Raw genomic sequence first — 26,640 nt, forward strand, 5'->3', positions numbered from 1 at the left:
AAACCGGCTCCGGCAACGGGGCTTTGAAAGGCTTGAGCCGTATGCGGGGAAACTCGCACGTACGGTTCTTAGGGGGCCGCGTCGCAGCAATGCGGTGCGGCTACCCGACTTTTGCGCAGAATCTGGCGGCTTCCCCGTTAAGCCTTTGCTTATAAGGTTTCCAGAGTTTTGCCGACAATTGTCTGCTGCGTCCCAATCACGGCAGCAGTAGCATGTCCGCCCGCGATTTCATATCGCGCCATCTGGGCGGGGGCACAAGATACCGGGCTTGGAATTTCGCTGTGTGTCACACCTTGGGCACCTTGCGCACATGGATTACCCGTGTGAGATCCGGAAAGCCCTGGGCCAGATGCCACTGCGCGAGCGCCGCCAAGCGCTGGCGCAACGTATTGATGGAGAGGGTCTGAGCGTGGGGAGCCAGGTAGCGCGCGATGCTATCGGCGCTTGCTGGCAGGAATCCGCCCCATTCGACCTCGAAGTGACGAACGGCGGACTGGTAGCTGCGCCGCGTGTTGTCGCGCGTGGCGGCTTCGAGATAACGATCGACGTCCGTCATCGTGAGCGCCGCGCCTTCTTCTTCCTCCAGTTCTTTCAGGTAGCGATGGATCGTCGTTTTCGAGCCTGTATTGCCTAGCGCGATACGTATCGCATCGATGGAAGGATGCTGTCCTTGCGCGACCAGTGAATTGCGGGCGCGTTTGACATCCAGGCGGCTCAGTCCAGCGCGGGCCATGGTTCTCTTACTATTTCATACTGTATTACGTACCATGTCTATACGTACCAATTTAATCCGTCAAGCTGTGAATCTATTCAAAAATCTCACGCGTGATAATGGCGGATTATCGCGTGTGAGTTTTCTGCGGACAGATCTCCATGCCGACCCTCGGTACAGGAAGCCCGAAAAGGCGCGATCGGGGAATGCTGGCCAGGCAAAAGCATGAAATCACCAAGATACGGGATTCGGGGAGCAATGGAACAACGAACCAACCTAAGCAATCGTTGTCGGCTCGCAATCCTGAGCCGTCGGCTCATGCTTTCGGCAACTGATCATTGGAGGGGCGCTACTTCCGGCCGGCACGCAAGGTGCGGCGCAAATGCCGGTACTCGGTCCAGGTCAGCCAGATCACCACGCCGTCCAGTATCGTGATAAGCAACAACAGCGGTGACCGCGTGAAGCTGTATCGGTACATCTGGTAGGTGATGAACAAGCCGAATACTGCGATGGCAGCCGGATAGTACGCGAGCCTTTCCCTCCAAAGGCCAATAATGAGCCAGAGTTTGACGACGCCATGGCTGAGCAGATAGAAAGCAGCGAAACGCTGGCTACTCACGGATAGGTTTTGTGCTGCGTGAAGCAGATGCGTGGCGACGAAGTCGCGCGGGTCCTCGGTCAATTCAGTGCGCGTGATGGTCCATACCAGGTCGAATACGAATTGGGGAGTCACCAGGTAGGTCAACAAGCCGGCAGCGATTTCCGCCGCTGCAAACGCGCCTTTGAGCGCGAGACTCACCTCAAAGGCGACGTGCAGGTTTTTCTCGTCAAACAGTTTCATGACAGCATTTCATCACGGCGGTTTGGTCAGCCGCGTATCCAACCCATTGAAATGGGGCGAGCCAAAATGTGCCGGTACAGGCGCTCGACAAGATCAGTGACCGAAACGCCCAGCTTCCGCCAAAGCGGTGTTACAGCCGTATAGGCAACAACTGCCACGCCCACCGCGCCAGCCATGTCCAGTGGGAAATGCACGCCCAGGAACACCCGCGCCCAGGCGACGCCCAACCCGGTCAACAGCGTTGCTACGGCCCAGACGGCTGCGCCGTCCAACAGCAACGTCAGGCCGACGCCAGCGAATACCGTCATGTGATCGCTCGGGAACGACGAATCGGCCGCATGTGGAATCCATGTGTGGCCGAGTCCGACCATGAACGGGCGTGGATGCGGCCATGCCGCGCCGATCACCTGATTGACCGCTACGCCGAGCAGTACGACCAGGCATGCCTTGATCGCCATGCTACGTCGTGCATGATCACCCCAAAGCCAAAAGCCGAGCAGTAGCAGTGGGATCAGGTCGACCAGGTAATCCGCCATGCCTATAGCGATCTGCACCAGCCAGGCAGGCGTGCCATCGCCGCCGTTGATTAGCAGGAACAAGGCTTGGTTGAAGGTTTCGATTTCACTCATCGCTGCTTGGGGTTCATAGGAAGTCAGTTCGTATTGACTGGTCAGTCGTCGTTCACCCTGCCCAACGGCCAGAGCTCGCTGCGCGCGACGGCCTTCGGCACCGAGAACGAATAGCGCCCGAGCATGTTGATGTGCTCATGGCCGAACGGCGACAGCCTCGCCTCGTCCTCGGACCACACCGGATAGGTTTTGCCACCACCAAGCATCGGAATTATTCAAATCCGCATGCTGCCACCGTAATATATGGCTCTTCATAACGGTTAAGGGGGGGAGCATGATTGGCAAGCTGATATCGTCCATCGTCCTCGTTGCCGGTGCGCTTGGGGCAAACATTTGCGCTGCCCAGAACAATACGGTTAGCGTGCTATACGCAGGCTCGCTCGTCAATCTGATGGAGCGCAGCATTGGCCCGGCGTTCGCGAAGGCAACCGGGCTGCGTTTCCAGGGCTACGCGGCGGGCTCGAACAAGATCGCGAACGAGATCAAGGGCAATTTGCGGCGCGGGGACGTGTTCATCAGCGCGAGCCCAAAGGTCAATACCGCCCTAATGGGCACAGCCAACGGCACCCACGTCACCTGGTACGCGAGCTTCGCAGAGTCGCCATTGATGATCGGCTACAACCCGCGTAGCCGGTTCGCCTCCGACTTCAAAACAAAGCGCTGGGATCAAGTGCTGCAGGAACCTGGGATCCGCATCGGTCGTACAGACCCGAAGTTGGACCCGAAAGGCGCATTCACTGTCGAGCTGATGACGAAAGCCGCCGAGTTCTATCACCAGCCCGACCTTGTCACGAAGACGCTTGGGGCGGTGGACAATCCGGAACAGGTTCTACCGGAAGAAACGCTGGTCGGGCGCTTGCAATCAGGCCAACTCGACGCGGGATTCTTCTACTCAACAGAAACGTCTGATCTCAAGATTCCCTCGATCCACCCGGCACCGGAACTGCAGGTGAAGGCAAGCTATACGCTGACCATCCTGAACGATGCTCCGAATCCAGGCGGTGCTGCCCGTTTCGTCGAGTTCCTATTGAGCGCGCAGGGCCAGGCGCTCCTAAAGGAGCATGGTGTCGACGTCCTCAAGCCGAAGATCAGCGGTGACGGACAGACGATCCCGCCGTCGGTCCGCGCCGTCATCGACGCCACCCAATGAAGGGGACATACGCCCGTCCGTTGACTTGGCTGGCGACCCTGCTCGCCGTCTATCTCTGTGCGCCGTTTGTTGCGAGCCTTGCGCAGATCAGCCAGGCGGACTGGGCAGGTGTCGACTGGGGTACCACATGGTCCGCAGTCGGTGTGTCGGTCGCGAGCGCAAGCGTTGCGTCGCTGCTCATCTTGCTCGGCGGTGTGCCGCTCGGTTATTTGCTGGCACGGTCAACGTCCCGGAAGGTGGCGCTGCTCGGTTTCGTTGTCCAGTTGCCGCTGGCGCTGCCGCCACTCACGAGTGGGGTGTTGCTGCTGTTTCTGCTCGGACCCTACAGCGTGCTCGGGCGCGCCCTGAACGCATCGCTCACCGATTCGTTCATCGGCATCGTGCTCGCCGAAACGTTTGTCGCGGCTCCGTTCCTGATCATCGCTTCGAAGTCAGCATTCGCTGCAGTTGACCCGGTGTTTGAAGACGTCGCGGCAACGCTCGGACATCACGCGGGTAGCCGATTCCTGCGTGTCACTTTGCCGGTCGCGTGGCCTGCCATTCGCGCGGGGCTGGCGCTCGCGTGGCTGCGTGCCTTTGGCGAATTCGGGGCAACCGTGATGGTTGCGTACCACCCTTACTCGTTGCCGGTTTATACCTATGTCGTCTTCGGCGGTCAGGGGTTGCCGGCGATGATACCGCTCCTGCTTCCAACCCTCCTGATTGCGGTGATCTGTGCCGCATTGTCGATTTATAGCCGCAGCAGCCGCGCCACTCCAGCGGCTGCAGGCAATGCAGAAGATTCGCCCCGCGTAATACCAGCCTCTCCGGCACCGGCGAGCAACACGCAGTTCACGATTCGTCTGCGCCGGCAACTCGGTGCTTTCAGCCTCGACGTCGCATGGGCGCCGCGCGCCCAACGGCTCGCGATCATCGGGCCCTCCGGGTCGGGCAAGTCGCTTGCGCTCCGGTTGATCGCGGGCCTTGAACGCAAGGATGACGGCACGGTAATGCTCGGCGACACCGAACTCTGCGCATTGCCGCCCGAGCGCCGGCAGATTGGCTATATGCCGCAGGATTACGGCCTTTTCCCGCACATGACTGTGGCGCAACAGCTCGCGTTTCCGATTGATGCTGATGCTGCTGCCGCGCGCTACTGGCTCCACCATCTCGGACTTGCCGCGTTTAGTTCTCATCTTCCAGGGCAACTGTCGTTCGGTCAGCGGCAGCGGGTTGCGCTCGCACGGGCGCTCACCCGTCACAGCCAGTTGCTGCTTTTCGATGAACCGTTTTCCGCGCTCGATACGCCCAGGCGGCGGCGCTTGCAGGAATCGCTGCGCGCATTGCAGCGTGAGATCGCGGCCGTAACGATTATCGTGACGCACGACCCCGACGAAGCCGCATTGCTGGCGGACGAGATCCTCGTGATTGAGGATGGCCGCGTACTGCAGGCGGGCTCGACGGACGAGATCTTCGCGCGCCCGGCAAGTCTTCGCGTGGCCGAATTGCTAGGGCTGTCGAACGTGGGCGAAGGCACCGTGATGGCCAATGGCTTAGTTGATATCGGGAACGGGATGGCACTGCCCGTGCGATTGCCTGCAGGCGGTGCGCCCGGACAACGCGTGATGTGGGGTGTAGAGCCCACCGGAATCCGCTTGTCGGCGGATGGCCCATATCGGGGCGTGGTCGACAGCATCCAATTGCGTCGCGGTGAGCGCTACGCGAGAGTGCGCGTGGGGACGTTGTTACTGGATGTCCGGGCCGATGCGGATCTCGATGTCTCAGAAGGTGTGCGTTGCGGGCTTTCAATCAGCCTGGAGGCAACGAACGCATGGACGGGGTAAGCGTCACCGATTCGTCATGGCGAACTGCGACGATCCATTCACATTTCTCTGCATCTCTTTGTTCGGCATCCATCTGATGTAACGATCTCTACATCATTGCAGTAATTCATACGGACATCTATGCTGCCGCCATGATTGCCGTTCCCGACGCCTAGTTCCTGCTGATCGTCAGCTGACGACCGCGTGCGTCACAGCGCGCACGCGGATCTAGCGCACGCCCAAGACCATCGGTTGCGCCGTATTGCGCGATGGGGCCCACCTGTTCCGGTACACGCCGATCGGTTGCGCAACTCGCGGCTTGGCTGACGAGACACCGCAGGCAGAAAGCCAGCGCATGGCGGCGATGTCGAACATTTCGGGGAGTCCTCCTAGAGCGGCGTTCACCTCGGTTGGAAGTGATCCCTGGGCGTTCAATTCGTGACGAAACGAGGCGAGCCTTCTTGCCGGCTCGTCCGCATGACTCCTTCCGCTCATAAGGCTCAACAATGGAAATAAACGTGGCAGAACCCCAAGAACCCGCCGCAGTGGCGGCTACCAAGATTCAAGCGCATGAGCGTCATGGCGTCTCATTCCGCGAGGCCTTTTGGGTCTGGGTCCGTGTCGCGGCCCTGAGCTTCGGCGGGCCGGCCGGACAAATCGCCGTGATGCACCGAATTCTTGTCGAGGAAAAGCACTGGATCAGCGAGACCCGCTTCCTGCATGTGCTCAACTACTGCACCCTCGTGCCAGGGCCGGAGGCGCACAAGCTAGCGGTCTACATCGGCTGGCTGCTGCATCGCACACGCGGCGGGCTCGTTGCGGGCATCCTGTTCATCCTGCCAGGCCTCCTGGCCTTGGGCGTCCTGAGCTGGGTCTATGCCAGCTACGGCAACGTAGGGGTCGTCCAAGCCTTGTTCTTTGGCCTGAAGGCCGCTGTGCTGGCAGTTGTGCTCGAGGCCGTACAGCGCGTCGGACGCCGGGCGCTCAAGAGCCGGGTCATGGTGGCGGTCGCCGGACTCTCCTTTGTGGCGATCTTCTTCTTTGCCGCACCGTTTCCGCTCATCATCGCAGCGGCTGCGGTGATCGGCCTGATCGGTAACGGGCTTGGGATGCCGGGCATCAAAGGTGGCGCAAGCCACGGCGCGGCAGCGAAAGAGGACGGACCGCAGGCGGCCATCGATGCAGCCTTCGCGCAGGAAGTCCCGGATCATGTCAAGCCGCCTTCCCTTGCGCGCGCCATCAAGATCCTGGGGATCAACTTGGCATTCTGGCTCGGCCCCGTGGTTGCCTTGCTCGCAACGGTTGGAGCCGAGAATGTCTACGCGCATATTGCCATTTTCTTCAGCAAGATGGCCGTGGTGACGTTTGGTGGCGCATACGCGATTCTTTCCTACGTTGCGCAGCAGGCCGTCGAACACTTTCACTGGCTGGCGCCAGGTGAGATGCTTGCCGGGCTCGGCATGGCTGAGACGACGCCCGGACCGCTTATCAGTGTGGTGCAGTTTGTCGGCTTCATGGCCGCCTTCCGGCAGCCTGGTGCGCTCGATCCTGCCATCGCGGGAACGCTCGGTGGAATTCTTGCGAAGTGGGTGACGTTCGCACCATCGTTCCTGCTGATCTTTGTCGGCGCACCGTATATGGAAGCATTGCGCGACAATAAAGCGTTGAGTGCAGTGCTTTCGACCATCACGGCGGCGGTAGTGGGTGTCATCCTCAACCTGGCCGTCTGGTTCGCCCTCCACACCCTGTTCGCTCAGGTCGACGTGAAGCATGCATATGGCCTCACGCTCCAGCTTCCGGTGCTGTCTAGCCTCGACCCGTGGTCGCTGCTGCTTTCCGTGGTGGCCATGCTTATGCTGTTCCGCTTCAAGGCCGGCATGATTACGACGCTCGCCACGTGTTGTGCCGCAGGCATCGCTTTCTACCTGCTCGGCTGGGTGGCCTGAGTTGCCTGACTGCAAGCCGTCGCGGTTCGTTCGGCTTGCTTGACGTGTTGCCGATGCTCCCGCCACGGATGCCAAATCAGGCCGCTTCCAGGCGGACTACATCCGCGTTCAATTGAAGTCAGGCCGTTTACCTCCTCCCGCAGTCGCCGATCCCGCGGGGATAAAACGGCGCGCGATCAGTCGTTTTGTAGCGATCGCTACATCGTTGCAGCAGTCTGTACGGCTGGCTATGCTGCCGTCATGACTGCCATCCCCACTCCCTGGCTTCTGCTGATCGTCAGCCTGCCCACCGCCAGCGCCACTGCGCGCATGCGGATCTGGCGGGCGCTGAAGGTTATCGGCTGCGCCGCTTTACGCGACGGCGCCTACCTCTTGCCCGCGCATGCCGAGCAGGCCGCGCACCTGCGCAGTCTTGCCGATGAGGCACTGCAGGAAGACGGCCAGGCGTGGTTGTTGAACGTTCAGGCCGAAGACGCCGCGGAAGACAACACGTACCGAACCCTGTTTGATCGCACCGCCGACTACACCGGCTGGCTGGCTGAACTGTCGGAGGCCCGCAAGACGCTCTCCAGCCTAGGTGCGACCGAGCTCAACCGCCTGCAGCGTCGCCATGATCGCGCCTACGAGGCGATTCGCAAAATCGACTTCTTCCCCAGCGAAGCATCCATACGCGCAGATGCGCAATGGCGGGATTTCGCTGCCGCCATCGAATCCGTCCAGTCGCCGGGCGAACCACATGCAGCCGCAGGCAGCATCCCGCGCCGGGACCCCACCCAGTACCAGGGGCGTTTGTGGGCGACACGCCGCAACCTGTGGGTCGATCGCATCGCCTGCGCTTGGCTGATCCAGCGTTTTGTCGATCCGCACGCGCGGTTCGTGTGGCTCGAAAACCCCGCCGATTGCCCAGCTGATGCGCTGGGCTTCGACTTTGACGGCGCGACCTTCACGCACGTCGGCGACCGGGTGTCGTTCGAGGTCTTGCTGGCCAGCTTTGGCCTGGATGGCAATCACGGGCTCTCCCGAATCGGAGCGGTGGTCCACGCGTTGGATGTGGGGGGCACAACCGCCTCTGAGGCTGGCGGGTTCGAGGCCATTCTGGCCGGCGCCCGCAAACGGCTGGCGGACGACGATGCGTTGCTGGTGGAGATTGGCGCCGTGCTGGATTCCTTGTATGCCCATTTCTCCGATGGCCGAAAACCAAGTTGACACTTAGGAAAACCAAGATGAACACGCCTCAAGAAGCTGACGTCACACCCGATCAGTCGCCTCACGAACGCCCGACCTACACGCTGTGGCAACTGCTGCTGTACTTCGTGCGCCTTGGCACCTTTGGCTTTGGCGGCCCGGTCGCACTGGCCGGCTATATGCGCCGGGACCTGGTGGATGCACGCCAGTGGATCACCGAGTCCGACTACAAGGAAGGCCTCGCGCTCGCGCAGTTGGCCCCCGGGCCGCTTGCTGCGCAGTTGGCGATCTATCTCGGCTACGTGCATTACCGCATCCTCGGGGCGACGCTGGTAGGCATCGCCTTCGTGCTGCCATCGTTCCTGATGGTGGTGGCGCTGGGCTGGGCCTATACGCGCTTTGGCGGACTGACGTGGATGCAGTCGGTGTTCTACGGCGTGGGCGCAGCCGTGATCGGCATCATCGCCATCAGCGCCTACAAGCTCACCACCAAGAGCGTCGGCAAGGACAAGCTGTTGTGGTTCGTCTACCTGGTGCTGGCTGCGGTGACAGTGATCACCGAGTCGGAAGTGGCGTGGCTGTTCCTGGCAGGTGGCGTGCTCGTGTGGTTCTGGCGCGCACCGCCCAAGTGGCTGCGTCAAGGCAAGATGAATGCACTGGCAGCGACGCCGATTCCGGCGGCAAGCGGCATGCTGAGCACGATCGATTGGCCGCTGTTGTCGCAGATTGGTGTGTTCTTCGCCAAGGCCGGCGCGTTCGTGTTTGGCTCGGGGCTCGCCATCGTGCCGTTCCTCTACGGCGGTGTGGTCACCGAAAACCACTGGTTGAACGACAAGCAGTTTGTTGACGCCGTGGCGGTGGCCATGATTACGCCGGGCCCGGTCGTCATCACGGTCGGCTTCATCGGCTATCTGGTGGCGGGCCTGCCTGGCGCCTGCGTGGCAGCGGGGGCGACCTTCCTGCCGTGCTACCTCTTCACCATCTTGCCGGCGCCGTACTTCAAGAAGTACGGCAAGCTGCCCGCGATCCTGGCGTTTGTGGACGGCGTGACGGCAGCGGCCATTGGCGCCATCACCGGTGCAGTGATCGTGCTGGCCAAGCGCTCGATCGTCGATATTCCCACTGCGCTGCTGGCCGTGGTGACGGTCGTGCTGCTACTGAAATTCAAGAAGCTGTCGGAGCCCGTGATCGTTGCGGGTGCCGCCCTGATCGGCTTGGCAGCGTATCCGCTGCTGCACCACTGAACACCGTTATGGGAGAAAACATCATGACCTATCAATTGCAGCCACTGGCGTGTGACCCGACCAAGCTTGCCGGTCTGTCGGAGAAGCTGATCGTCAGCCACTACGAGAACAACTACGGTGGTGCCGTGAAGCGATTGAACGCGATCACGGCTGAACTGGCCGCACTCGATGTGGCAGCCGCACCGGTGTTCGTGCTCAATGGCTTGAAGCGCGAGGAACTGATCGCCACGAATTCGATGATCCTGCACGAGGTGTACTTCGACAGCCTCGGTGATGGCGGGCCGCTGGAAGGTAGGTTGAAGGATGCCATCGAACGCGATTTCGGCTCGGTTGCGCGCTGGCAAGCCGAATTCACGGCGATGGGCAAGGCGCTGGGTGGCGGCTCGGGCTGGGTGCTGCTCACTTACTCCCCGCGAGACCAGCGACTGGTCAACCAGTGGGCTTCCGACCATGCGCATACGCTGGCGGGTGCCACGCCGATCCTGGCTCTCGACATGTACGAGCACTCTTATCACATGGACTACGGCGCAAAGGCTGCGGCCTACGTGGACGCGTTCATGCAGAACATTCAATGGCAACGGGTGGCCGCTCGCTTCGAAGCGGCGCTGCAGAAATAGGAGGCAGCCATGCCGAAGGCAATCTCCTCAATCGAACTCGTTGCCGTCATGCAAGGCCCGGTCCATCCGCAACTGATTGATGTCCGGCGCAAAGCGGCGTTTGACGCGAGCGGAAAGATGATCATCGGGGCGAACTGGCGCGATCCTGACGACATCGAGAACTGGATCGCCTCCGTCGAAGCGGGGCGACCGGTCGTCGTCTATTGCGCGCACGGCCATCAGGTCAGCCAGGGCTGCGCAGCCCGGCTCGAAGCGGCCGGCCATGGGGCAGTATTTCTCGCAGGCGGCATCGAGCAGTGGGCAGCAGACAACTACCCAACGATCAGCAAATCGTAACGGAGCCCATCATGAAATGGATTACTCGTGAACGCCCGAAGATCGACCGCATTGCCTGCCCCTGGCTGATCGCCCGTTTCATCGACGAGACGCCGGAGTTCCTGTACGTGCCGTCCGGCGACGTCGTGCGCATCGCCAATGAAACCGGCGCAATTCCGTACGACATTCCCGGCGTCGAGCTGTCGCACGTGGGCGAACTGTGCAGCTTTGATGCGTTTCTCGACGAATACCACCTTGGCGATGATCCGGCGCTGCAGCAACTGGCCGGCATCGTGCGCGGTGCGGATACGTCAAGGCTCGATCTGACGCCGCAGTCCAGTGGGCTTTACGCCATCTCGCTCGGACTGTCACAAGTGTTTGCCGACGACCCGGAGATGCTGAAACACGGCTTGGTGATGTACGACGCGCTCTACGCGTGGTGCCAACACTGCCAAGCGGAAACGCACAAGTGGCCACCCAAGATGCCGGCTTGAATGCGTCAAGGAGGCAACCTATGAAGCGGATCACGATCATTTCGTGGCTGTTGTTGACGGCAATTCCAGCAATGGGAGAAACGATCATGTTCACCCAGGACAAGCCAGGCGCGCCACCCGCCGGATGGGTGTCGGGTGTTACGGGTCAAGGCACCCCGAAATGGACCGTCGAAACGGACCCGAGCGCGCAGGGTGGCGGCAACGTACTCAAGCAATCAGGCTCCGGAGATTTCCCCTGGTGCGTGAAACAAGACGCCTCCGTCGTCGATGGCTTTGTAGAGGTGAAGTTCAAGCCCATTGCCGGCCGCGAAGACCAGGCGGGCGGCGTCGTGTGGCGATGGAAGGACGGCGACACCTACTACGTCGCGCGGGCGAACGCACTGGAGAACAACGTCTCGCTGTACTACACGACGGGCGGACGTCGGCACACGATCCAGTATCAGGGTGCGCCTGTCGCCGCTCAGGTCTGGCATACGCTGCGAGCCGAATTCGCGGGGAACCGTATCCAAGTGTCACTGGACGGCAAACGCTATATCGACGTGACGGACGAGCACATCAGCGGTGCGGGTGCAGTCGGCGTATGGACCAAGGCCGATAGCGTGACCTCCTTCAACGCTTTCTCGTTCGGAACTACCAACACGAAATAACGCTGAGGAGAAGCGAAAACAATGACCACGTCAGAACGGAACACGACCAACACCCAATTCCCTTTGCACGCAGCGGCAGACGCATCGTGTCCTGCAGTCCCTGCCGCTGAGGCAGTGGCGCGCGCTAGGAGATGGATGGGTGTAGCCCTGCTTTGCGTGAGCACTGTGGCGTTTGCCCAGAGCGAGTTCAAGCACCTGAGCGCCGCCGAAATCAAGAAGGCCATCGTTGGCAAGAAACTCACGGATGGTGCGCATTGGTCGGACAAGTTCATGCCAGACGGCACGCTCGAGTCCATCATGCACGGGCAAGTCCAAAACGGGCGCTGGAGTGTACGCGGGGGCCAGCTGTGCATGGCCTATCCTGAGCGCAAGAAGACTGCTGAAGAGTGCTACGAGGTCTGGCGCCGAGGTCAAGTGCTCGAGTATCGCCGCGATGGGGTCGGCATCGCACAGGGGGATTTGGTCAACAAATGAAGGCTTGGAGGATGTCATGTCGACTCGCACCCAGCAGCTTGCTGCAATCACCCTTGTAGTTTTAAGCGTAGCCGTCGCCGGCTGCGTCAAGAACCCGTTTGGCGAGCGCAGCCGTGAAACGGTTGCGATTGCGCAGGTGCCCGCACCGGTCAAGGCGACGATCGACCGGGCAGCCGGTGGTCGCGCAATCGGTGAGATCGAGAAACAGACCGTGAATGGCAGAGTTCGCTACGAGGCCACACTTGGCAGCGGAAGCGACAAATCCACCATTCTCGTTGGCGAAGATGGCAAACAAGTCATCGATGACGATGATGACTGAGTCGGCTCGCCACCACTTGGCAGCACCTGCGGAGCTTGCCGCCCGAGGCTGGCTCGCACGCCTGGTGCTGCCGCCAGGTGTCGACGCGGGGGCGTTACCGCTGCTCATCGGTCGGGCACTGCGCGGCTTCTGCGACGGGTTCATCGCCGTGCTATTGCCAGCGTACCTGCTCGGTCTCGGACTTGCGCAATTGGCCGTCGGGCTGATCAGCAGTGCAACGCTGATCGGCTCCGCGCTGGCAACGGTACTGGTCGGATTGCTCGGCAACCGTGTTCCACAGCGCCGCTTACTGATATTGGCGGCGGTGCTGATGGCCGCGACCGGAGCCAGCTTCGCGGGGCTGTCCTCTCTTTGGCCGCTGTTGATCGTGGCCTTTGTCGGCACGCTCAACCCGAGTTCGGGGGATGTCAGCGTGTTCCTGCCGCTGGAGCAGGCGCGCCTGGCGGAGTTGGCGACACCCGATACGCGCACGGCGCTCTTTGCCCGTTACAGCATGATCGGGGCGCTCTCGGCCGCCATCGGCGCCTTAGCGTCGGCGTTGCCCGCTTGGCTTGCAGCCCATTTGGGCCTGTCATTCCTGGCGGCCATGCGCGTGATGTTCATCGTCTATGCGTTGACCGGTATCGCGCTCTGGGCCCTCTATGTCCGCTTGCCACAGCCTCACCCGCATGCAACTTCGACGACTACTCCGCTGGGGCCGTCGCGCCGCATCGTGGTCCGCCTGGCGATGCTCTTCAGCGTGGATGCGTTCGCGGGCGGTCTGGTTGTCAATGCCTTGCTATCGCTCTGGTTGATGCAGCGCTTCGGCCTCTCCCTAGGCGCTGCTGGTCAGTTTTTTTTCTGGGCGGGGCTCTTAACCACGGCCTCCCAGCTCGCTGCGGCGCCCCTGGCCAGCAAGATCGGTTTGCTCAACACGATGGTGTTCACCCATATCCCGTCCAGCCTGTGCTTGATTGCTGCCGCGTTTGCGCCTTCGTTGGCTCTGACCCTGACGCTGCTGCTGGCACGTAGCGCGCTATCCCAAATGGACGTGCCGACTCGGACTGCCTATGTCATGTCGGTAGTGACGCCGCCTGAACGCACGGCGGCGGCGAGCCTGACGTCAGTGCCCAGGAGCCTGGCCGCTGCCATCAGCCCGACACTCGCTGGCGCGATGATGGGAATGGGCTGGCTCGGCATACCGCTGATCACCTGCGGTGTGCTGAAGATTGCCTACGACCTAGCGATCCTGCGTGCGTTCGGGCGCGTCAAACCGCTTACCTGACCGAATATCGGTTCGACCAATTCCGTTTCCATACCCACCCCTGGAGTGACTGATGCTACTACTAAAACGTGTTGCGCTTGTCTTTGCGGCAACCTTCGGCGCTTGCGCGATTGCCGGCGCGGCGCCGGCAGAGCCGCGGGCAGCGCTGGATACGGCTCGCATCGAGCAGATCACCGGCCTGAAAGGCAGCTTCTCCAAGAACGAGAACGTCTTCAAGGTGTCGAAGCCGCGCACCGACATCCCGATTCAGGCCGATGGCGTCGCCATGCCGCCGTTCATGGGCCTGACCTCCTGGGCGGCGTTCACGCCAGCGCATGAGGGCCACACGATGTTGATGGGGGATACGGTCCTCTTCGAGGACGAGGTGAACCCCGCGATGAGCGCGGCGCTCGACGCCGGGCTGGAGGTCACGGCGTTGCACAACCACTTCTTCTTCGACCGGCCGAAGGTGTATTTCATGCACATCGGCGGCATGGGTGACCCGGCCCAGCTTGCCAGCGGGGTCAAGAAGATCTACGACAAAATCGCAGAGATCCGCACGGCGAATCCTGCCCCCGGATCAGCCTTCCCTGGGAAGATTGGTGCCGAGAACAAGATTACGCCAGCTCCACTGGAAACCATCCTGGGCATGAAGGGTCAGGTCAGCAACGGCATGTTTAAGGTCGTGATTGGCGCGAAGGCCACCATGCACGGCGTGTCCTTCGGCAATGAAATGGGCCTTAACACCTGGGCAGCATTTGCAGGCACCGACGACGAAGCCGTCGTCGATGGTGACTTTGCGATGCGCGAAGACGAACTGCAGCCGGTCCTGAAAGCGATGCGCGCCGAAGGCATCAACATCGTGGCCATTCACCAGCACATGACGCACGAGCAGCCGCGCTACGTGTTCTTGCACTACTGGGGCAAGGGTAACGCTGTGGCACTGGCGAAGTCGGTCAAGAAGGCACTGGACGTGCAGGCGGCTCTGCAGAAGTAGCGCGACGATACGAAATCGGCGCCAGCGGAGGTTGGCGCCGCTCATCATCATCGAACTCTCGGTGCCGTGCTCAATTTTGGGACACATCAAGTTGTTGTTGACCACGAATGGAACATGTCAGCGATGAGCATGGCCTGGGTGCCCCGGGACAAGCATGCATCTCCGCGCATCCTGATAGCTCCTTTCTGATTGGTATCGAAATTGCTCTCCCGGCGATGCGGGCGCGACTCGAATCGGCGTTCAAAGTCTCCAGCCATTCGATCGCACGCAAGCAATAGGAAGGTGCCAGAAGCCCCGACACGGCACCTCCGACAACGTACAAATTCGCCCATAGAGGAAGAGGAGAATCGATGAAGCACACTATGACAGTCTGGGGAGCCCTGGCCCTCATCGCTTGCAGCCAGGCCGCACCCATTCATGCGGCCGAGCTGGAGGGGCGCAAGGCCATCAACCTCGTATCGTCAGCCGGCGAGAAGCTTGTAATCGGCCATGTGGATTTCAGCCCCAAGGAAGGCGGCTACGCGTTCAAGCTCGCCTTCGCTAGAGAGGCCTTCCGCGAAATCTACATGCAGGAAACCAACTTCCTCTGCCTATCCGACGCCCGGAAAGATGTCTGCCATTTTCCCTATCCGCCCGGCGATTACGCGTCAGACGACAGCAGCGGCCTCATTAGCGAGAGTGATCTGCGTGCGCTTGAACATGCACTGCTGTTCGCCGAGAAACGTCGGGCACCGGAAGAGATCGATATCAACCCGTTCAATGGGCTTTATTACCGGTTGCAGCTCATTGACAAGCACATTGGAGGCACTCTCTTTGCCGTCGATCTGAGCCGCACGATCGACATGGAAGGGGGCACAAAGTATCCGATCGGCCCGAACAACCTGGAACCGGTCAATTTGCAGTACCAGCGTTTTCCTCGCCTGGTCATCGAGTAACGCTTGCTCGATGGAAGTTAACGCCGACAGGCTGGTTCAGGTCGCGCGGCTCCGCTCGCGCTTTTTATCGTCATTCGCAAGTTCATAAAAATGGAATACGTTTCTGCGGTCGCCGATCGATCGTTATTAAAAAATCTGTCGCCCGTTGACTGGCTGTATGCCCTGGCGCTTGGAGCAGGGGCGGTGTTTGCGTTGATGCGATATAGCCCCTACATGGATTACTACGAGGAGGCGATTCTCGTTCTTTCGGTGCCCAGCGCTGCGTGGCTCGGTTGGCATTGGAAATCGGTCCGATGGATGCTGGCGCTCGTCGCCACGCTGGCGCTCTTTGCAATAGGGCTCTATGCAGGCGACCCCGCCAGGGGCGGCAGCGTCTTTCTATTGAAATACGTGCTTTCCAGTCAGTCCGCGATCCTGTGGATGTGCACCTTGTTTTTTCTTTCCACGCTGTTCTTCTGGGGTGGTCTGCTGTTCCGTTCGGAACTTGGGGCTGGCTTGGGGAGCACGTTGTGCTGGAGTGCCACGATTCTCGGCTTCACAGGATTGATGGTGCGCTGGTATGAGTCTTACCTGATTGGCGCGGACATCGGTCATATCCCGGTGTCCAATTTGTACGAGGTATTCGTTCTTTTTAGTCTCATCACCGCGTTGCTGTATCTGTACTACGAAAGCCACTACGCGACGCGCGCGCTCGGCCCCTTCGTGCTGCTGGTGATCTCGGCCGCCATCGGCTTTCTGCTCTGGTATACCTTCGCGCGGCAAGCCGATGAGATCCAGCCATTGGTTCCGGCGCTGCAAAGCTGGTGGATGAAAATCCATGTGCCAGCCAATTTTATCGGCTATGGCGGGTTCGCGTTGGCCTCGATGGTGGGCGTCAGCTATCTCCTGAAGGAGCGCGGAGTGTTCGCTGATCGGCTTCCCAGCTTGGAGCTGCTGGATGACTTGATGTACAAAGCCATCGCGCTGGGCTTCTTGTTTTTCACGATCGCAACGATTCTCGGCGCCCTGTGGGCAGTTGATGCTTGGGGCGGATATTGGAGCTGGGACCCCAAAGAAACCTGGGCATTGATCGTTTGGCTGAACTACGCCGCATGGCTGCATCTTCGACTGGTAAAAGGCCTGCGCAGTCGGATCGCGGCATGGTGGGCCGTCGCAGGCCTAGTGGTCACAACATTTGCTTTCCTTGGCGTCAACATTTTTCTTAGTGGTCTGCATTCTTACGGGGAGCTATAGGCGCACAGTCGCTCTTTGTTGGAGTTTGTCGATCAGCACTTCCGTAAGGGGCGACTTAATGCAAAGCCGGTTAGAGATCGAGCTCTCCAAGCACTAACACTCGATGATGAAGTTGCGGGCATCTTTTCTCGATGAGAAGTATCACATCCACTTACAGGAGGTTTGACATGTCTCGTACCTATTTGCAAAGACTCGTCCTCGCTTCGGCTCTGACGTTGGGGGTGACGACAGCCCATGCCGCTGAGGCATCCCAAAGCGATCTTGTCGCGGCGCTCCCGAAAAGCAAACTGACACTGGCAGAAGGGATGCGCCAAGCAGCCAAGCCCGGCGAGGCGGTGATCTCGGCGAAATTCGAATTCGACGACAACGGGAAACTATCCCTTTCGGTGTACACCGCGGAAAAAGGCCTGTCCGTTGATTCCGAGAAGAACGTCTTGAAGGAACTAAGTGGCAGTCCCGAGCAGACTCCATGGAAGCCGGACGTAGAGATCTTCAAGGACGTACCTCATGTCGCGCGCTCGGCGGAGCAACTGACGCTAATGTCGCTCACGTCCGTAGCGTTGCTCGACGTGGTCGCGAAGGCCCAGAAAACGTACCCAAACGGAAAAGTCTTTTCAATCACACCGGAGATCAAGCAACGCAGAGCAGTCGCGGTTGTGCTGGTCACCAACAATGGCAAAGTATTTGAAATGAGCTACAAGCTGTTAGACGGCACGTTGGTCGAAAAACGTCAGCACTGATTGGCACCCACGACCAGAAAATACGCAAACTGCGCGAGGTCGTGGCGCGGCGCGGGTCACTGACGTGACGTCGGCGGGCGACCTCGGCAAGTATCGTCAGTGCGGCCCGCACTACAGGCTATTGCAGCGCAGAATGACGGCAATTTTCTGGCCGCCCCATCCTGCCGCCACGGAAGGCTCTGCACTGCCGGCTTCAGCAGATTGCCGCCGCAGCGCAAGGCCACCGTTTGCATTTCGTAGCACATGTCGACTGCTTCTAGTTCAGGCCCGCACCTGAAGTCCTCTCACCGCGTGCTGCGAGACGCGGTCGAATTGTTGTCCTCGATGCGCTTCGCGATCGCACTGCTGACGGTGATCGCTGTCGCCAGCGTGATCGGCACGATACTTAATCAGAACGAGCCCTACCCGAACTATGTCAATCAATTCGGGCCATTCTGGGCGGACCTGTTCCGTATGCTCTCACTGCAAAAGGTCTACAGCTCCTGGTGGTTCCTGCTGATTCTGGCCTTTCTCGTAGTGTCGACCACGCTTTGCCTGATCCGCAATTCGCCCAAGATAATCGTCGAGATGCGCTCGTGGAAAGACCACGTACGCGAGCGCAGCCTGCGCGCCTTCCATCATCGAGGTGAATTCGTTGTCGCGCTGCCCAGAGCCGAGGCGCTCGCGCGAGTGGGAGCGCTGCTGCGCAGCCACGGTTATCGCATCAAGCAGGTGGAGCACGAAGGCGCCACGCTACTGGCGGCAAAGGCTGGCGCGGCCAACAAGCTGGGCTATATCTTGGCGCACGCCGCCGTCGTGGTGATTTGCATTGGGGGCCTCCTGGACGGCGACATGCTGATCCGCGCCCAGATGTGGCTCGGCGGCAAGACACCGATCAGCAACGATGCGGTGATCGGCGAGATCCCACTCCAACACCGCCTTCCGGCCAGCAACCCTGGTTTTCGCGGCAGTGTCTTTGTTCCCGAAGGCTCCACGGTTTCCTCGGCGATCCTCAACATTGCAGATGGCTCACTGGTGCAGGACCTGCCATTCACCATCACGCTCAAGAAATTCTCGATCGATTTCTATCAGACCGGCATGCCCAAGCTGTTTGCCTCCGATGTGATTGTCACCGACCGCGCGACTGGCAAGCAGACCGTGGCCACGGTGAAAGTCAACGAGCCGCTTGTGGTCGACGGCATTGCGATCTACCAGTCGAGCTTCGGGGACGGCGGAACGAAGCTGAAGTTTGTTGGTTATCCGATGCAGGGCACAGGCCGCGGAACCTTTGCCATCGACGGCACCGTGGGTGCCAGCGCGCCACTAGTCGGCACCGGCTCCGCCACGGACAGTGAGGGCCTGACGGTCGAGTTCAGCGATTTCCGCCTGATGAACATCGAAAGCATCACCGATGCCTCGGGCAAGCCGGACGCGCGCGGCGTGGCACGCAAGTCGCTGAGCCAGCCTATCGAGTCGCGCCTGGGTGCCGCGGCCAACACAGAAAGCCAGAAAGTGCTGCGCAATGTTGGTCCTTCGGTGCAATACAAGCTGCGCGATCGCAACGGGCAGGCGCGCGAGTACAACAACTACATGGTGCCTGTGCAGTTGGATGGGCAATCGGTGTTCCTGGCCGGCATGCGCGAGTCGCCGAACGAGCCGTTCCGCTACCTGCGTATTCCCGCCGATGACCAGGGCAGCGTGACCGATTGGATGCGCCTGCGAGCAGCACTGCAGGATCGCGCGACGCGCGCAGAGGCGGCGCGCCGCTTTGCGCTGGCTTCGATGCCAGGCGCCGACAAGACGGAGTTGCGCACCCAGTTGGCCGAGAGCGCGCTGCATGCGCTGAATCTGTTCGCAGGGTCAACACGGCCCAGCCCGGATTCGCCTCCTGGCGGCTTTACCGCGATCGCCGGATTCCTAGGAAAATCCGTTCCCGCAGCCGAACAGCAGAACGCCGCCGACGTACTGTTGAAGATCCTGAACGGCTCGATGTGGGAACTATGGCAGCTCGCACGCGCGCAGGACCAGTTGCCGGCGCCGCCGAACAATGCGCAAAGCGGCGCCTTCCTGCAGCAGTCGATCGATGCCTTGTCAGACAGCGTCTTCTACGGGGCCCCGGTCTTTCTGCAGCTTCAGGATTTCAAGGAGGTCAAGGCCAGCGTGTTCCAGATGACCCGCTCGCCGGGCAAGAGCATCGTGTATCTCGGTTCTCTGCTGCTGGTGCTGGGCGTGTTGGCGATGTTCTATATCCGCGAGCGCCGCGTGTGGATCTGGATCAAAGACCACGATCACCTGACCGCAAAGCCGGGCAGCCAATTGCTGATGGCAATGTCTACTCAGCGGCGCACGCTGGACTTCGAGAAGGAGTTCGTCGCGCTGCGTGAAGACATTGGCAGGGCCGCAGGCGCTGACGGACAGCCCTTGCCGCCGTCGCAGACGCTGCACTGAACGGAGGCATTCGCATGTTGCGAGCGAATTCTGGCGGTTTGGCTCGAAACGCAGTCATCAATCAATGAGTTGTGAAACTGCTGTTGGAGAGAAGGCTTCTTGGTCGCCAAGCTTTACTGAAAGCCGCTCTGCAACTTGATACCACCGGAATTTGCACGGAACGTATGACTTCCCCTAGATGAGGCTGCCGATCATGACGCTCGGAAAACCTAAGCGTGCCCAATCGCTCTCGCATCAGTGCTGTGCTGTTTTCGCATGGGTCCTCGCTTCGCTCACGATGACGCTGGGCCTGCCTTACGGAGGCAATGCTGCAACGTCCGACCAGCCCGCGGCACCACTATTGCAACATGTGGGCGACTACCCGCTCCCCGGCGCCACGACGCGATGGGACTACCTCAGCCTGGACCCAACCAGGTCGCGGCTGTTTGTCGCCCACCTCGGGGATAGCGCTGTGGTCGTCATGGACACCAAGACCAAAGCTGTGCTGGCCACGATCAGCAACATCGGCCATGTCCACGGCACGTTGGCAGTTCCGGAACTCGGTCGCGTGTATGCCTCAGCGACCGGAACCGACGAAATCGTGGCAATCGATGTGACGACGCTGAAAATCATCGCCCGCATCCCAGGGGGTGTTTATCCTGATGGCATTGCCTACGCTCCTGAGGTCGGAAAATTGTATGTCTCCGATGAGACTGGCAACACGGAAACGGTGATCGACGCCCGCACCAACCAGCGAATCGCGACCGTCGAGTTGGGTGGCGCAGTTGGGAACACGCAATACGACCCGGTTTCGAAGCACATTTTTGTCAACGTCCAGGGGCGTGGGACCCTGGTCGAAATCGACCCGCGTGTCGACAAGATCGTGGACCGCATCGTATTGCCCGGGGCCGACGGAAATCACGGGCTGCTGATCGAGCCCAAGCTGCACCTGGCATTCATCGCCTGCGAGGGAAATAGCCGCATGCTTGTCCTGGATCTGAAAACCAAGCAGCTCGCTGCCAACTTCGAGGTCGGACAGAGTCCCGACGTGTTGGGCTATGACGCAGATCTCGGACGGTTGTATGTAGCCAGCGAATCCGGCGTGCTGTCGATCTTCCATGTAGCCGCGACAGGTGTGACGAAAGCCGGCGAAGGCTTCGTGGGGCCGAATGCGCATAGTTTGGCGATCGATCCCGCCACGCATGAGATTTATCTTCCCGTAAAAGACGTCGACCATCACCCCGTAATGCGTGTCATGAAGCCTGGCGCCTAACACCCCACGAACGCGCGACAATAGGGGCGTCTGCTCAAACACGGCTGTCGTCATGTCCATCCGCTCCGCTTCCCCGGCCTTGGCCGCCGCGCTGCTGTTCGGCGCGAGCACGCCCCTGGCCAAGACCCTGACCGGCTCGATCTCGCCAATTTTGCTCGCCGGCTTGCTCTACCTGGGCAGCGGCCTTGGGCTGGCAGGGGTGCTGTTGGCTCGCCGGCTTGCCAGGAAACCTGCTGAAGCGTCACCACCGGGGCCAGCCATTCCCCGCCGAGAAGTCCCCTGGCTGCTCGGCGCCATCCTCGCTGGCGGCGTGGCGGGCCCAGCACTCCTGATGACGGGCTTGACGCAAACGGGGGCTGCGCCTGCGTCGCTGCTGCTCAACGTCGAAGGCGTCTTCACGGCACTGATCGCGTGGCTCGTGTTCAAGGAGAACGCCGACCGGCAGATCGTGCTGGGGATGGTCGCCATCGTTGCGGGCGGCGTGCTGCTGTCTTGGCAGCCGGATGCGGCGAGCCTGTCGCCCAGCGCCTTGCTGATCGTTGTGGCCTGTGCTTGCTGGGCGATCGACAACAACCTGACGCGCAATGTCTCGTCCAACGATGCGGTGCTGATTGCCTGCCTGAAGGGGTTGGTGGCGGGCACGTGCAATACGGGTTTTGCGCTGGCTGCCGGGAATGCGTTGCCGACGGCGCTTCCGCTTGCCTCGGCGATGCTGGTTGGCTTCGCCGGGTACGGTGTCAGCTTGGCGCTGTTCGTGGTGGCGCTGCGGCACCTGGGCACCGCGCGCACCGGGGCGTACTTCTCGGTCGCGCCGTTGTTTGGCGTGGTGATTTCCTTCCTGATTTGGCCGGAGATCCCTGGCATCCTGTTCTGGATGGCCGCAGCCTTGATGGCGCTTGGCGTATGGCTGCATCTGCGCGAGCGGCACGAGCATGAACACGTACACGAGCCGATGGAGCATTCGCACGCGCATCGGCATGACGAACATCACCAGCACGCGCACGCTTTCTCGTGGGATGGCAGGGAGCCGCACGTGCACGTCCACCGGCACGACGCGCTGGTCCATAAGCACCCGCATTACCCGGATATCCACCACCGCCACACGCACTGAGCCGCGATGTCGGACGTCGATCGCTATCTCGAAGCCGCTACCCGCGACAACACGCGGCGCAGCTACCAGTCCGCCGTTCGCCACTTCGAGGTCGAATGGTGCGGGTTCCTGCCGGCGAGCGCCGACAGCGTGGCGCGTTACCTGGCCGACCAAGCCCAGACGCTTTCCATCAATACGCTGCGTCAGCGCCTGGCAGCACTCGCGCAGTGGCACGTAACGCAAGGCTTTCCAGATCCCACGCGAGCGCCCCATGTGCGCAAGGTGCTCAAGGGCATCCAGGCGCTGCATCCCGTGCCGGAGCGGCGCGCGAAGCCGCTGCAACTTGCTCAACTGGAGCAGTTGGTTGCCTGGCTGGATCGCCAGATCGAAGCGGCGTCAGCCGCGGGAAACATGCGCGCGCTGCAGGTGCATACGCGCAACAAGGCCCTGGCACTGATCGGCTTCTGGCGTGGTTTCCGCTCGGACGAGCTGAGCCGGCTGCGGGTCGAACACATCAGCATCGAGCCCAGTCGCGGAATGTCGATTTTTCTGCCGCGCTCGAAAACGGACCGCAATCTCGGCACGACCCAATGGGCCTGAAGCGGTTGACTTCGATGATGGACTCTTCTGGCTTCTCGTTGCTCATGGCATCCTGCCTTGCAGGCTTGAAGATGGGCGGAGCGAACTCTAGGCGTTGCCCAGACTCTACATGAGACTCGATACACTGGCACTGCACGGGGACGCACTCGCGTAAAGCAATGGCTTGAGCCGTGATTTCCTCCCTAAGGGCTTGTGCGACACCTGTCCTCAGGTCATTGCTGATCAACGCTTGGCACCTTGTCGCGCAGGTAGGCTATCGCCGCATCATGAAAGCCACTAGATTAAGTACATCCAAGGAGTCGAGATGAGCCGGGCAGATCGGCCAGAGCCAACCGCGGCGGACGCAAAACCACCCAAGGTAGTGATTCGCCGTTCCAAGCGGAGGCAGGTAGTAACACCTGAGGTGAAGGCGCAGTTGCGCGCGAATGCTCGAATCTCTCAGCGTCGCACATTTCCCGAACTCCCCGAGTGGCGGCGGGATGAGCCCGACTGAGTGTATCGACACGGTGTGCGGGCCTGGACGATCTTGAGGGAATAATTGCCGGCGAGGCAAGTCCTTGTCTCTAGCGCAACGATATCGTTTCTAACTCCGTCGGTACCGTGGGGCAGGGAATGGTTGGGCGTTAGTCGAGCCCCTGTTGGCCTAAACCTGTCGTACCGCCAGTCACGGACCTCGGCATCCCAGTCGTGTAGGAAAGCGCAAACTGCCTAGCCTGACGCCAACGCGTACGCATTACGTGCGAGTGCCGCTGCAAACTGCTGGCGCCACGGTTCCGGCACAACCTTAACGCATACATATTTGCGACCCTGGTGTTCATGGAGTGGACTGCCTTGATCAGATCATCACGTGTCGTACGTGCTCCCAAATCGGCTCACGTATCCAAGGGTAATGACACGGCAGGCCAAGAAAAGCAGGTGCGCTGCGGCCAAGATCCGGAGTTCGTGGAGTGAGCCCGCGAGGAGCGGTGCGTGAGGAGGCTGCCATAGAAAAGGCGCTACGGCGTCAAAAGCTCGGCGAGTCTCTTTTCCTCTAGAGCCTGGCACAGGCATCAGCGAAAAGCGAAGGCATTGGCGCGCGCATCGTGCAGCGCGTGATGCCGGCCACCGTGCTCACGGAAGTACGTTTCTAGCCGCTCCATATCAAGCCGGCGGCCTATGTGTTCGCACTTCCAGCCGGGGGGGATTTCGGCATCGATCAGATCGAGCACCAGATCGAAGTCGCCTTGATAGTCGAAGCACAATACTCGCTGAGGCCTTGCCGGCACGGCGAGCAGCCACGCCATTAGCTCGTCGCGCAACTGCGCGGCCGGCATCGAGCGGCCGGGAAACTGGCCGAGCTGCGGCAGCACAGCTGCCCGCACGAACTCGCTGCACGCGGACAGCTCGAAGTCCGCACGCTCGCCGTAGAACTCCCGGCCGTCTTCACCCACGATAGCCACGCTGATGAGCTGGCAATCGATAAAGTCTGTGAACTCGGTATCGACAAAATAGCGCGTTTTCCACGGACTGAGCGGGCCTTTGGAGGCATGCATGGTATGTGCGGACTGGATGAGGTTGAGCCGGACTTATTGAGGCAGCAGGCTCGCCATGGGCGAGGCTTGACGCAGTTGCTGGCCACGGTCCGACTCCTCCAGGGCCAGCTTCCAATCGCGCTCGGCAATGATGCGTTGCCATTCATCACGCAGCGGCTCGGAACGGATGGAGGCCACCGTGTCCTAGCGCTCCACGATCTCCAGTGCCCGAGCCTCTAGCGACGGATTGGCGCGAACCACTCGCGCCGCTTCTTGATGAATGAGTAATCTTTGCAGATTTTCCCTATTCACCGGGTTTTCTCGTTGTGGAGAGCCCTGTTGGGCCGGGACGGCCGTCCCACTGGTCGCGGACCCAGGCATTCCAATCGTGGGCATGCGGTGTGAGGCACGTCTCGCCGTGGACCGCGATGAATGCGCTGCCTACCATCGCCTCAGCAAATTGCTGTCGCCATGGCTCAGGCACTTCGTCCATGCGCACGTACAAGCGGCCCTCAGCCTCCCGGATCGGCACCGCTGCAATCAGCTCATCGCGGGTCATTCTTTGCCCTCCTCAAATGACTGTTCAATCTGCTTGGTGTCGCGCACGTTGACTGGCCCCAGGGTGCGAGTCTGCATCAGGCCGGCCAAGCGGGGTCGGTACAGGTGATACGTGCGGCTCTCTCTGATGCGAGATTGCTTGCAAAGCCCGATAGGTTCAGAGTTACGCGAACAAAGTGAGGGTAGCGCGAATTTCGACAACAGGCGGTCCCGGTCGCGCGGCAAGGTGGTACGGTTACAGAACCCCATGAGGCGAGAGGCGCTAGCGAGTTCCAACTGAGCCGAAGGAATCATGGCCACAAGTTGACCAGCGGGGGGCAAATACGAGCATGGCTTCGCCAAGGTTCAGGTATTTGTGAATCCCCGGCCGACCCTCTATCCCGGGGGGCTAGTGGTTAAGTAACTTTTGGATTTAGTCCGAGGAGACATGCATGCGCTGTAATAGTTATGTTTTTCCTGGCAAGAACGAAGGACAATACGCAACTGCAGGTGGACGGCATCCTGTATTTCCAGGTGACCGACCCGATGCGGGCGTCGTATGGCTCCAGCAATTTCGTGATCGCCATCACGCAGCTCGCGCAGACGACGCTGCGCTCGGTGGTCGGCAAGCTGGAACTGGACAAGACCTTTGAAGAGCGCGATTTCATCAACCACAGCGTCGTCAATGCGCTGGATGAGGCGGCATCGAACTGGGGCGTGAAGGTGCTGCGCTACGAAATCAAGGATCTGACCCCGCCGAAGGAAATCCTGCACGCCATGCAGGCGCAGATTACGGCCGAGCGCGAAAAGCGTGCGCTGATCGCCGCATCCGAAGGCAAGCGTCAGGAGCAGATCAACCTAGCATCCGGTGCGCGCGAGGCCGCTATCCAGAAGTCCGAAGGGGAAAAGCAGGCCGCCATCAACAAGGCGCAGGGCGAGGCGGCGGCGATTCTGGCGGTAGCCGAAGCCAACGCACAGGCGATCCAGAAGATCGGTCAGGCCATTCGCACCGAGGGTGGTGTCGATGCCGTCAACCTGAAAGTGGCGGAAGAGTATGTGAGCGCGTTCGGCAACCTGGCCAAGCAGGGCAACACGCTCATCGTGCCGGGCAACATGGGCGACCTGAGCACGATGATTGCGTCAGCGTTGACGATTGTGAAGCAGCAGCGGCCGAGCGCGTAAAGCTCGGCAAGGCGGGAGGGCTCAGGCCTTTTCGCGCATGAGGCGCGCCTTTTCGCGCTGCCAGTCGCGGTCCTTCTCGGTTTCGCGCTTGTCGAAGAGCTTCTTGCCCTTGGCGAGGCCGATTTCGCATTTCACGCGGCCGCGCGTGTAGTGCAGATTGAGCGGCACGAGCGTGTAGCCGCGCTGCTCCACCTTGCCGATGAGCTTCTTGATCTCTTCGGCGTGCAGCAGCAGCTTGCGGGTGCGCACGGGGTCTGGATTGACATGCGTGGAGGCCGATTGCAGCGGGCTGATATGGGCCCCGATCAGGAACAGCTCGGCGTTACGAATGACGACGTAGCCTTCCTTGATCTGCGCACGGTTGGCTCGGATGGCTTTCACCTCCCAGCCCTCGAGAGCCATGCCTGCCTCGTAGCGCTCCTCGATGAAGTAATCGAAGAAGGCCTTCTTGTTGTCGGCGATGGTCATACGTTGGAATATGCGGTGCGCGCATTGGGGTGATGATCCCTGCATGCGCT

28 protein-coding genes and 1 pseudogene are annotated in these 26,640 nt (G+C 60.7%); 21 read left to right on the top strand and 8 right to left on the bottom strand.

The window, feature by feature from the left end:
• Positions 1 to 286: 286 nt before the first annotated feature.
• The 4 genes from R2676_RS22610 to R2676_RS22625 form a co-directional block, all read right to left on the bottom strand.
• Positions 287 to 733 carry a DNA-binding protein gene (locus tag R2676_RS22610; protein WP_253913053.1) on the bottom strand — a complete coding sequence of 149 codons (447 nt, stop codon included), beginning with the start codon at positions 731 to 733 and terminating at the stop codon, positions 287 to 289.
• Between the two features lie 328 nt (positions 734 to 1,061).
• Entirely contained in the window at positions 1,062 to 1,553 is a 492-nt protein-coding gene (locus R2676_RS22615; protein WP_154208838.1) for a DUF2127 domain-containing protein, read from the bottom strand.
• 26 nt (positions 1,554 to 1,579) lie between these two features.
• Positions 1,580 to 2,182, bottom strand: a complete 603-nt coding sequence (locus tag R2676_RS22620) for a phosphatase PAP2 family protein (protein ID WP_154208840.1) — start codon at positions 2,180 to 2,182, stop codon at positions 1,580 to 1,582.
• Positions 2,183 to 2,223: 41 nt separating this feature from the next.
• Entirely contained in the window at positions 2,224 to 2,388 is a 165-nt protein-coding gene (locus R2676_RS22625; RefSeq protein WP_154208842.1) for a hypothetical protein, read from the bottom strand.
• Positions 2,389 to 2,456: 68 nt separating this feature from the next.
• Here R2676_RS22625 and R2676_RS22630 point away from each other — a divergent pair, with 68 nt between their 5' ends.
• The 20 genes from R2676_RS22630 (at position 2,457) to R2676_RS22725 (ending at position 22,892) form a co-directional block, all read left to right on the top strand.
• Complete coding sequence (locus R2676_RS22630; protein WP_154208844.1) at positions 2,457 to 3,332, top strand: extracellular solute-binding protein; 876 nt, start codon at positions 2,457 to 2,459, stop codon at positions 3,330 to 3,332.
• Positions 3,329 to 5,155, top strand: a complete 1,827-nt coding sequence (locus tag R2676_RS22635) for an ABC transporter ATP-binding protein/permease (protein WP_154208846.1) — start codon at positions 3,329 to 3,331, stop codon at positions 5,153 to 5,155. Before R2676_RS22630 ends, R2676_RS22635 begins: the two co-directional genes overlap by 4 nt.
• Before the next feature lie 497 nt (positions 5,156 to 5,652).
• Positions 5,653 to 7,080 (top strand): chromate efflux transporter, encoded by a 1,428-nt coding sequence (gene chrA, locus R2676_RS22640; protein WP_316857473.1) that lies wholly within the window; start codon positions 5,653 to 5,655, stop codon positions 7,078 to 7,080.
• A 240-nt stretch (positions 7,081 to 7,320) separates the two neighbouring features.
• Complete coding sequence (locus R2676_RS22645; protein ID WP_154208850.1) at positions 7,321 to 8,286, top strand: chromate resistance protein ChrB domain-containing protein; 966 nt, start codon at positions 7,321 to 7,323, stop codon at positions 8,284 to 8,286.
• A gap of 17 nt (positions 8,287 to 8,303) precedes the next feature.
• Positions 8,304 to 9,509, top strand: coding sequence for a chromate transporter (locus R2676_RS22650; RefSeq protein ID WP_154208852.1), 1,206 nt, complete (start codon positions 8,304 to 8,306; stop codon positions 9,507 to 9,509).
• Between the two features lie 23 nt (positions 9,510 to 9,532).
• Complete coding sequence (locus R2676_RS22655; RefSeq protein WP_154208854.1) at positions 9,533 to 10,126, top strand: superoxide dismutase; 594 nt, start codon at positions 9,533 to 9,535, stop codon at positions 10,124 to 10,126.
• 9 nt (positions 10,127 to 10,135) lie between these two features.
• The gene (gene chrE / locus R2676_RS22660; protein WP_154208856.1) at positions 10,136 to 10,462 is read left to right on the top strand and encodes a rhodanese family chromate resistance protein ChrE; all 327 of its coding nucleotides are present in this window, start codon (positions 10,136 to 10,138) and stop codon (positions 10,460 to 10,462) included.
• A gap of 11 nt (positions 10,463 to 10,473) precedes the next feature.
• Positions 10,474 to 10,935: a chromate resistance protein ChrB domain-containing protein gene (locus tag R2676_RS22665; RefSeq protein WP_154208857.1), complete on the top strand. Its 462-nt coding sequence runs from the start codon at positions 10,474 to 10,476 to the stop codon at positions 10,933 to 10,935.
• Positions 10,936 to 10,955: 20 nt separating this feature from the next.
• Positions 10,956 to 11,582 carry a hypothetical protein gene (locus tag R2676_RS22670; protein ID WP_154208859.1) on the top strand — a complete coding sequence of 209 codons (627 nt, stop codon included), beginning with the start codon at positions 10,956 to 10,958 and terminating at the stop codon, positions 11,580 to 11,582.
• A gap of 135 nt (positions 11,583 to 11,717) precedes the next feature.
• Positions 11,718 to 12,056, top strand: coding sequence for a hypothetical protein (locus R2676_RS22675; RefSeq protein ID WP_253913054.1), 339 nt, complete (start codon positions 11,718 to 11,720; stop codon positions 12,054 to 12,056).
• A gap of 16 nt (positions 12,057 to 12,072) precedes the next feature.
• A complete protein-coding gene (locus R2676_RS22680; protein ID WP_154208861.1) occupies positions 12,073 to 12,375 on the top strand; it encodes a hypothetical protein in 303 nt (100 codons plus the stop codon).
• Positions 12,359 to 13,639, top strand: coding sequence for an MFS transporter (locus tag R2676_RS22685; RefSeq protein ID WP_410482501.1), 1,281 nt, complete (start codon positions 12,359 to 12,361; stop codon positions 13,637 to 13,639). Before R2676_RS22680 ends, R2676_RS22685 begins: the two co-directional genes overlap by 17 nt.
• A gap of 52 nt (positions 13,640 to 13,691) precedes the next feature.
• Positions 13,692 to 14,615, top strand: coding sequence for a DUF1259 domain-containing protein (locus R2676_RS22690; RefSeq protein ID WP_154208863.1), 924 nt, complete (start codon positions 13,692 to 13,694; stop codon positions 14,613 to 14,615).
• Positions 14,616 to 14,965: 350 nt separating this feature from the next.
• Positions 14,966 to 15,550: a hypothetical protein gene (locus R2676_RS22695; protein WP_154208865.1), complete on the top strand. Its 585-nt coding sequence runs from the start codon at positions 14,966 to 14,968 to the stop codon at positions 15,548 to 15,550.
• A 90-nt stretch (positions 15,551 to 15,640) separates the two neighbouring features.
• Positions 15,641 to 16,783 carry a c-type cytochrome biogenesis protein CcsB gene (gene ccsB, locus R2676_RS22700; protein WP_154208867.1) on the top strand — a complete coding sequence of 381 codons (1,143 nt, stop codon included), beginning with the start codon at positions 15,641 to 15,643 and terminating at the stop codon, positions 16,781 to 16,783.
• Positions 16,784 to 16,950: 167 nt separating this feature from the next.
• Entirely contained in the window at positions 16,951 to 17,523 is a 573-nt protein-coding gene (locus R2676_RS22705) for a hypothetical protein (RefSeq protein WP_154208870.1), read from the top strand.
• A gap of 243 nt (positions 17,524 to 17,766) precedes the next feature.
• On the top strand, positions 17,767 to 19,950 hold the full coding sequence (locus R2676_RS22710) for a cytochrome c biogenesis protein ResB (protein ID WP_154208872.1): 2,184 nt from the start codon (positions 17,767 to 17,769) through the stop codon (positions 19,948 to 19,950).
• 277 nt (positions 19,951 to 20,227) lie between these two features.
• The gene (locus R2676_RS22715) at positions 20,228 to 21,202 is read left to right on the top strand and encodes a YncE family protein (RefSeq protein WP_253913056.1); all 975 of its coding nucleotides are present in this window, start codon (positions 20,228 to 20,230) and stop codon (positions 21,200 to 21,202) included.
• A gap of 52 nt (positions 21,203 to 21,254) precedes the next feature.
• The gene (locus tag R2676_RS22720) at positions 21,255 to 22,313 is read left to right on the top strand and encodes a DMT family transporter (RefSeq protein WP_154208874.1); all 1,059 of its coding nucleotides are present in this window, start codon (positions 21,255 to 21,257) and stop codon (positions 22,311 to 22,313) included.
• Positions 22,314 to 22,319: 6 nt separating this feature from the next.
• Positions 22,320 to 22,892 (top strand): site-specific integrase, encoded by a 573-nt coding sequence (locus R2676_RS22725; protein WP_253913055.1) that lies wholly within the window; start codon positions 22,320 to 22,322, stop codon positions 22,890 to 22,892.
• A gap of 1,049 nt (positions 22,893 to 23,941) precedes the next feature.
• Here the strand turns inward: R2676_RS22725 and R2676_RS22730 are convergent.
• The 3 genes from R2676_RS22730 to R2676_RS22740 form a co-directional block, all read right to left on the bottom strand.
• Entirely contained in the window at positions 23,942 to 24,424 is a 483-nt protein-coding gene (locus tag R2676_RS22730) for a 3'-5' exonuclease family protein (RefSeq protein ID WP_064045408.1), read from the bottom strand.
• Between the two features lie 33 nt (positions 24,425 to 24,457).
• Positions 24,458 to 24,601, bottom strand: a complete 144-nt coding sequence (locus R2676_RS22735) for a hypothetical protein (protein WP_231107303.1) — start codon at positions 24,599 to 24,601, stop codon at positions 24,458 to 24,460.
• A gap of 106 nt (positions 24,602 to 24,707) precedes the next feature.
• Positions 24,708 to 24,962 (bottom strand): hypothetical protein, encoded by a 255-nt coding sequence (locus tag R2676_RS22740; protein WP_064045406.1) that lies wholly within the window; start codon positions 24,960 to 24,962, stop codon positions 24,708 to 24,710.
• A 464-nt stretch (positions 24,963 to 25,426) separates the two neighbouring features.
• Between R2676_RS22740 and R2676_RS22745 the strand changes: the two are divergent.
• A pseudogene (locus R2676_RS22745) lies at positions 25,427 to 26,122 on the top strand (SPFH domain-containing protein); the annotation flags it as partial.
• A gap of 21 nt (positions 26,123 to 26,143) precedes the next feature.
• Here R2676_RS22745 and smpB read toward each other — a convergent pair.
• The gene (smpB, locus tag R2676_RS22750) at positions 26,144 to 26,590 is read right to left on the bottom strand and encodes an SsrA-binding protein SmpB (protein WP_027677453.1); all 447 of its coding nucleotides are present in this window, start codon (positions 26,588 to 26,590) and stop codon (positions 26,144 to 26,146) included.
• Positions 26,591 to 26,640 lie beyond the last annotated feature (50 nt).

Source organism: Ralstonia flatus, from assembly GCF_958439105.1.
Classification (GTDB): Bacteria; Pseudomonadota; Gammaproteobacteria; order Burkholderiales; family Burkholderiaceae; genus Ralstonia; species Ralstonia flatus.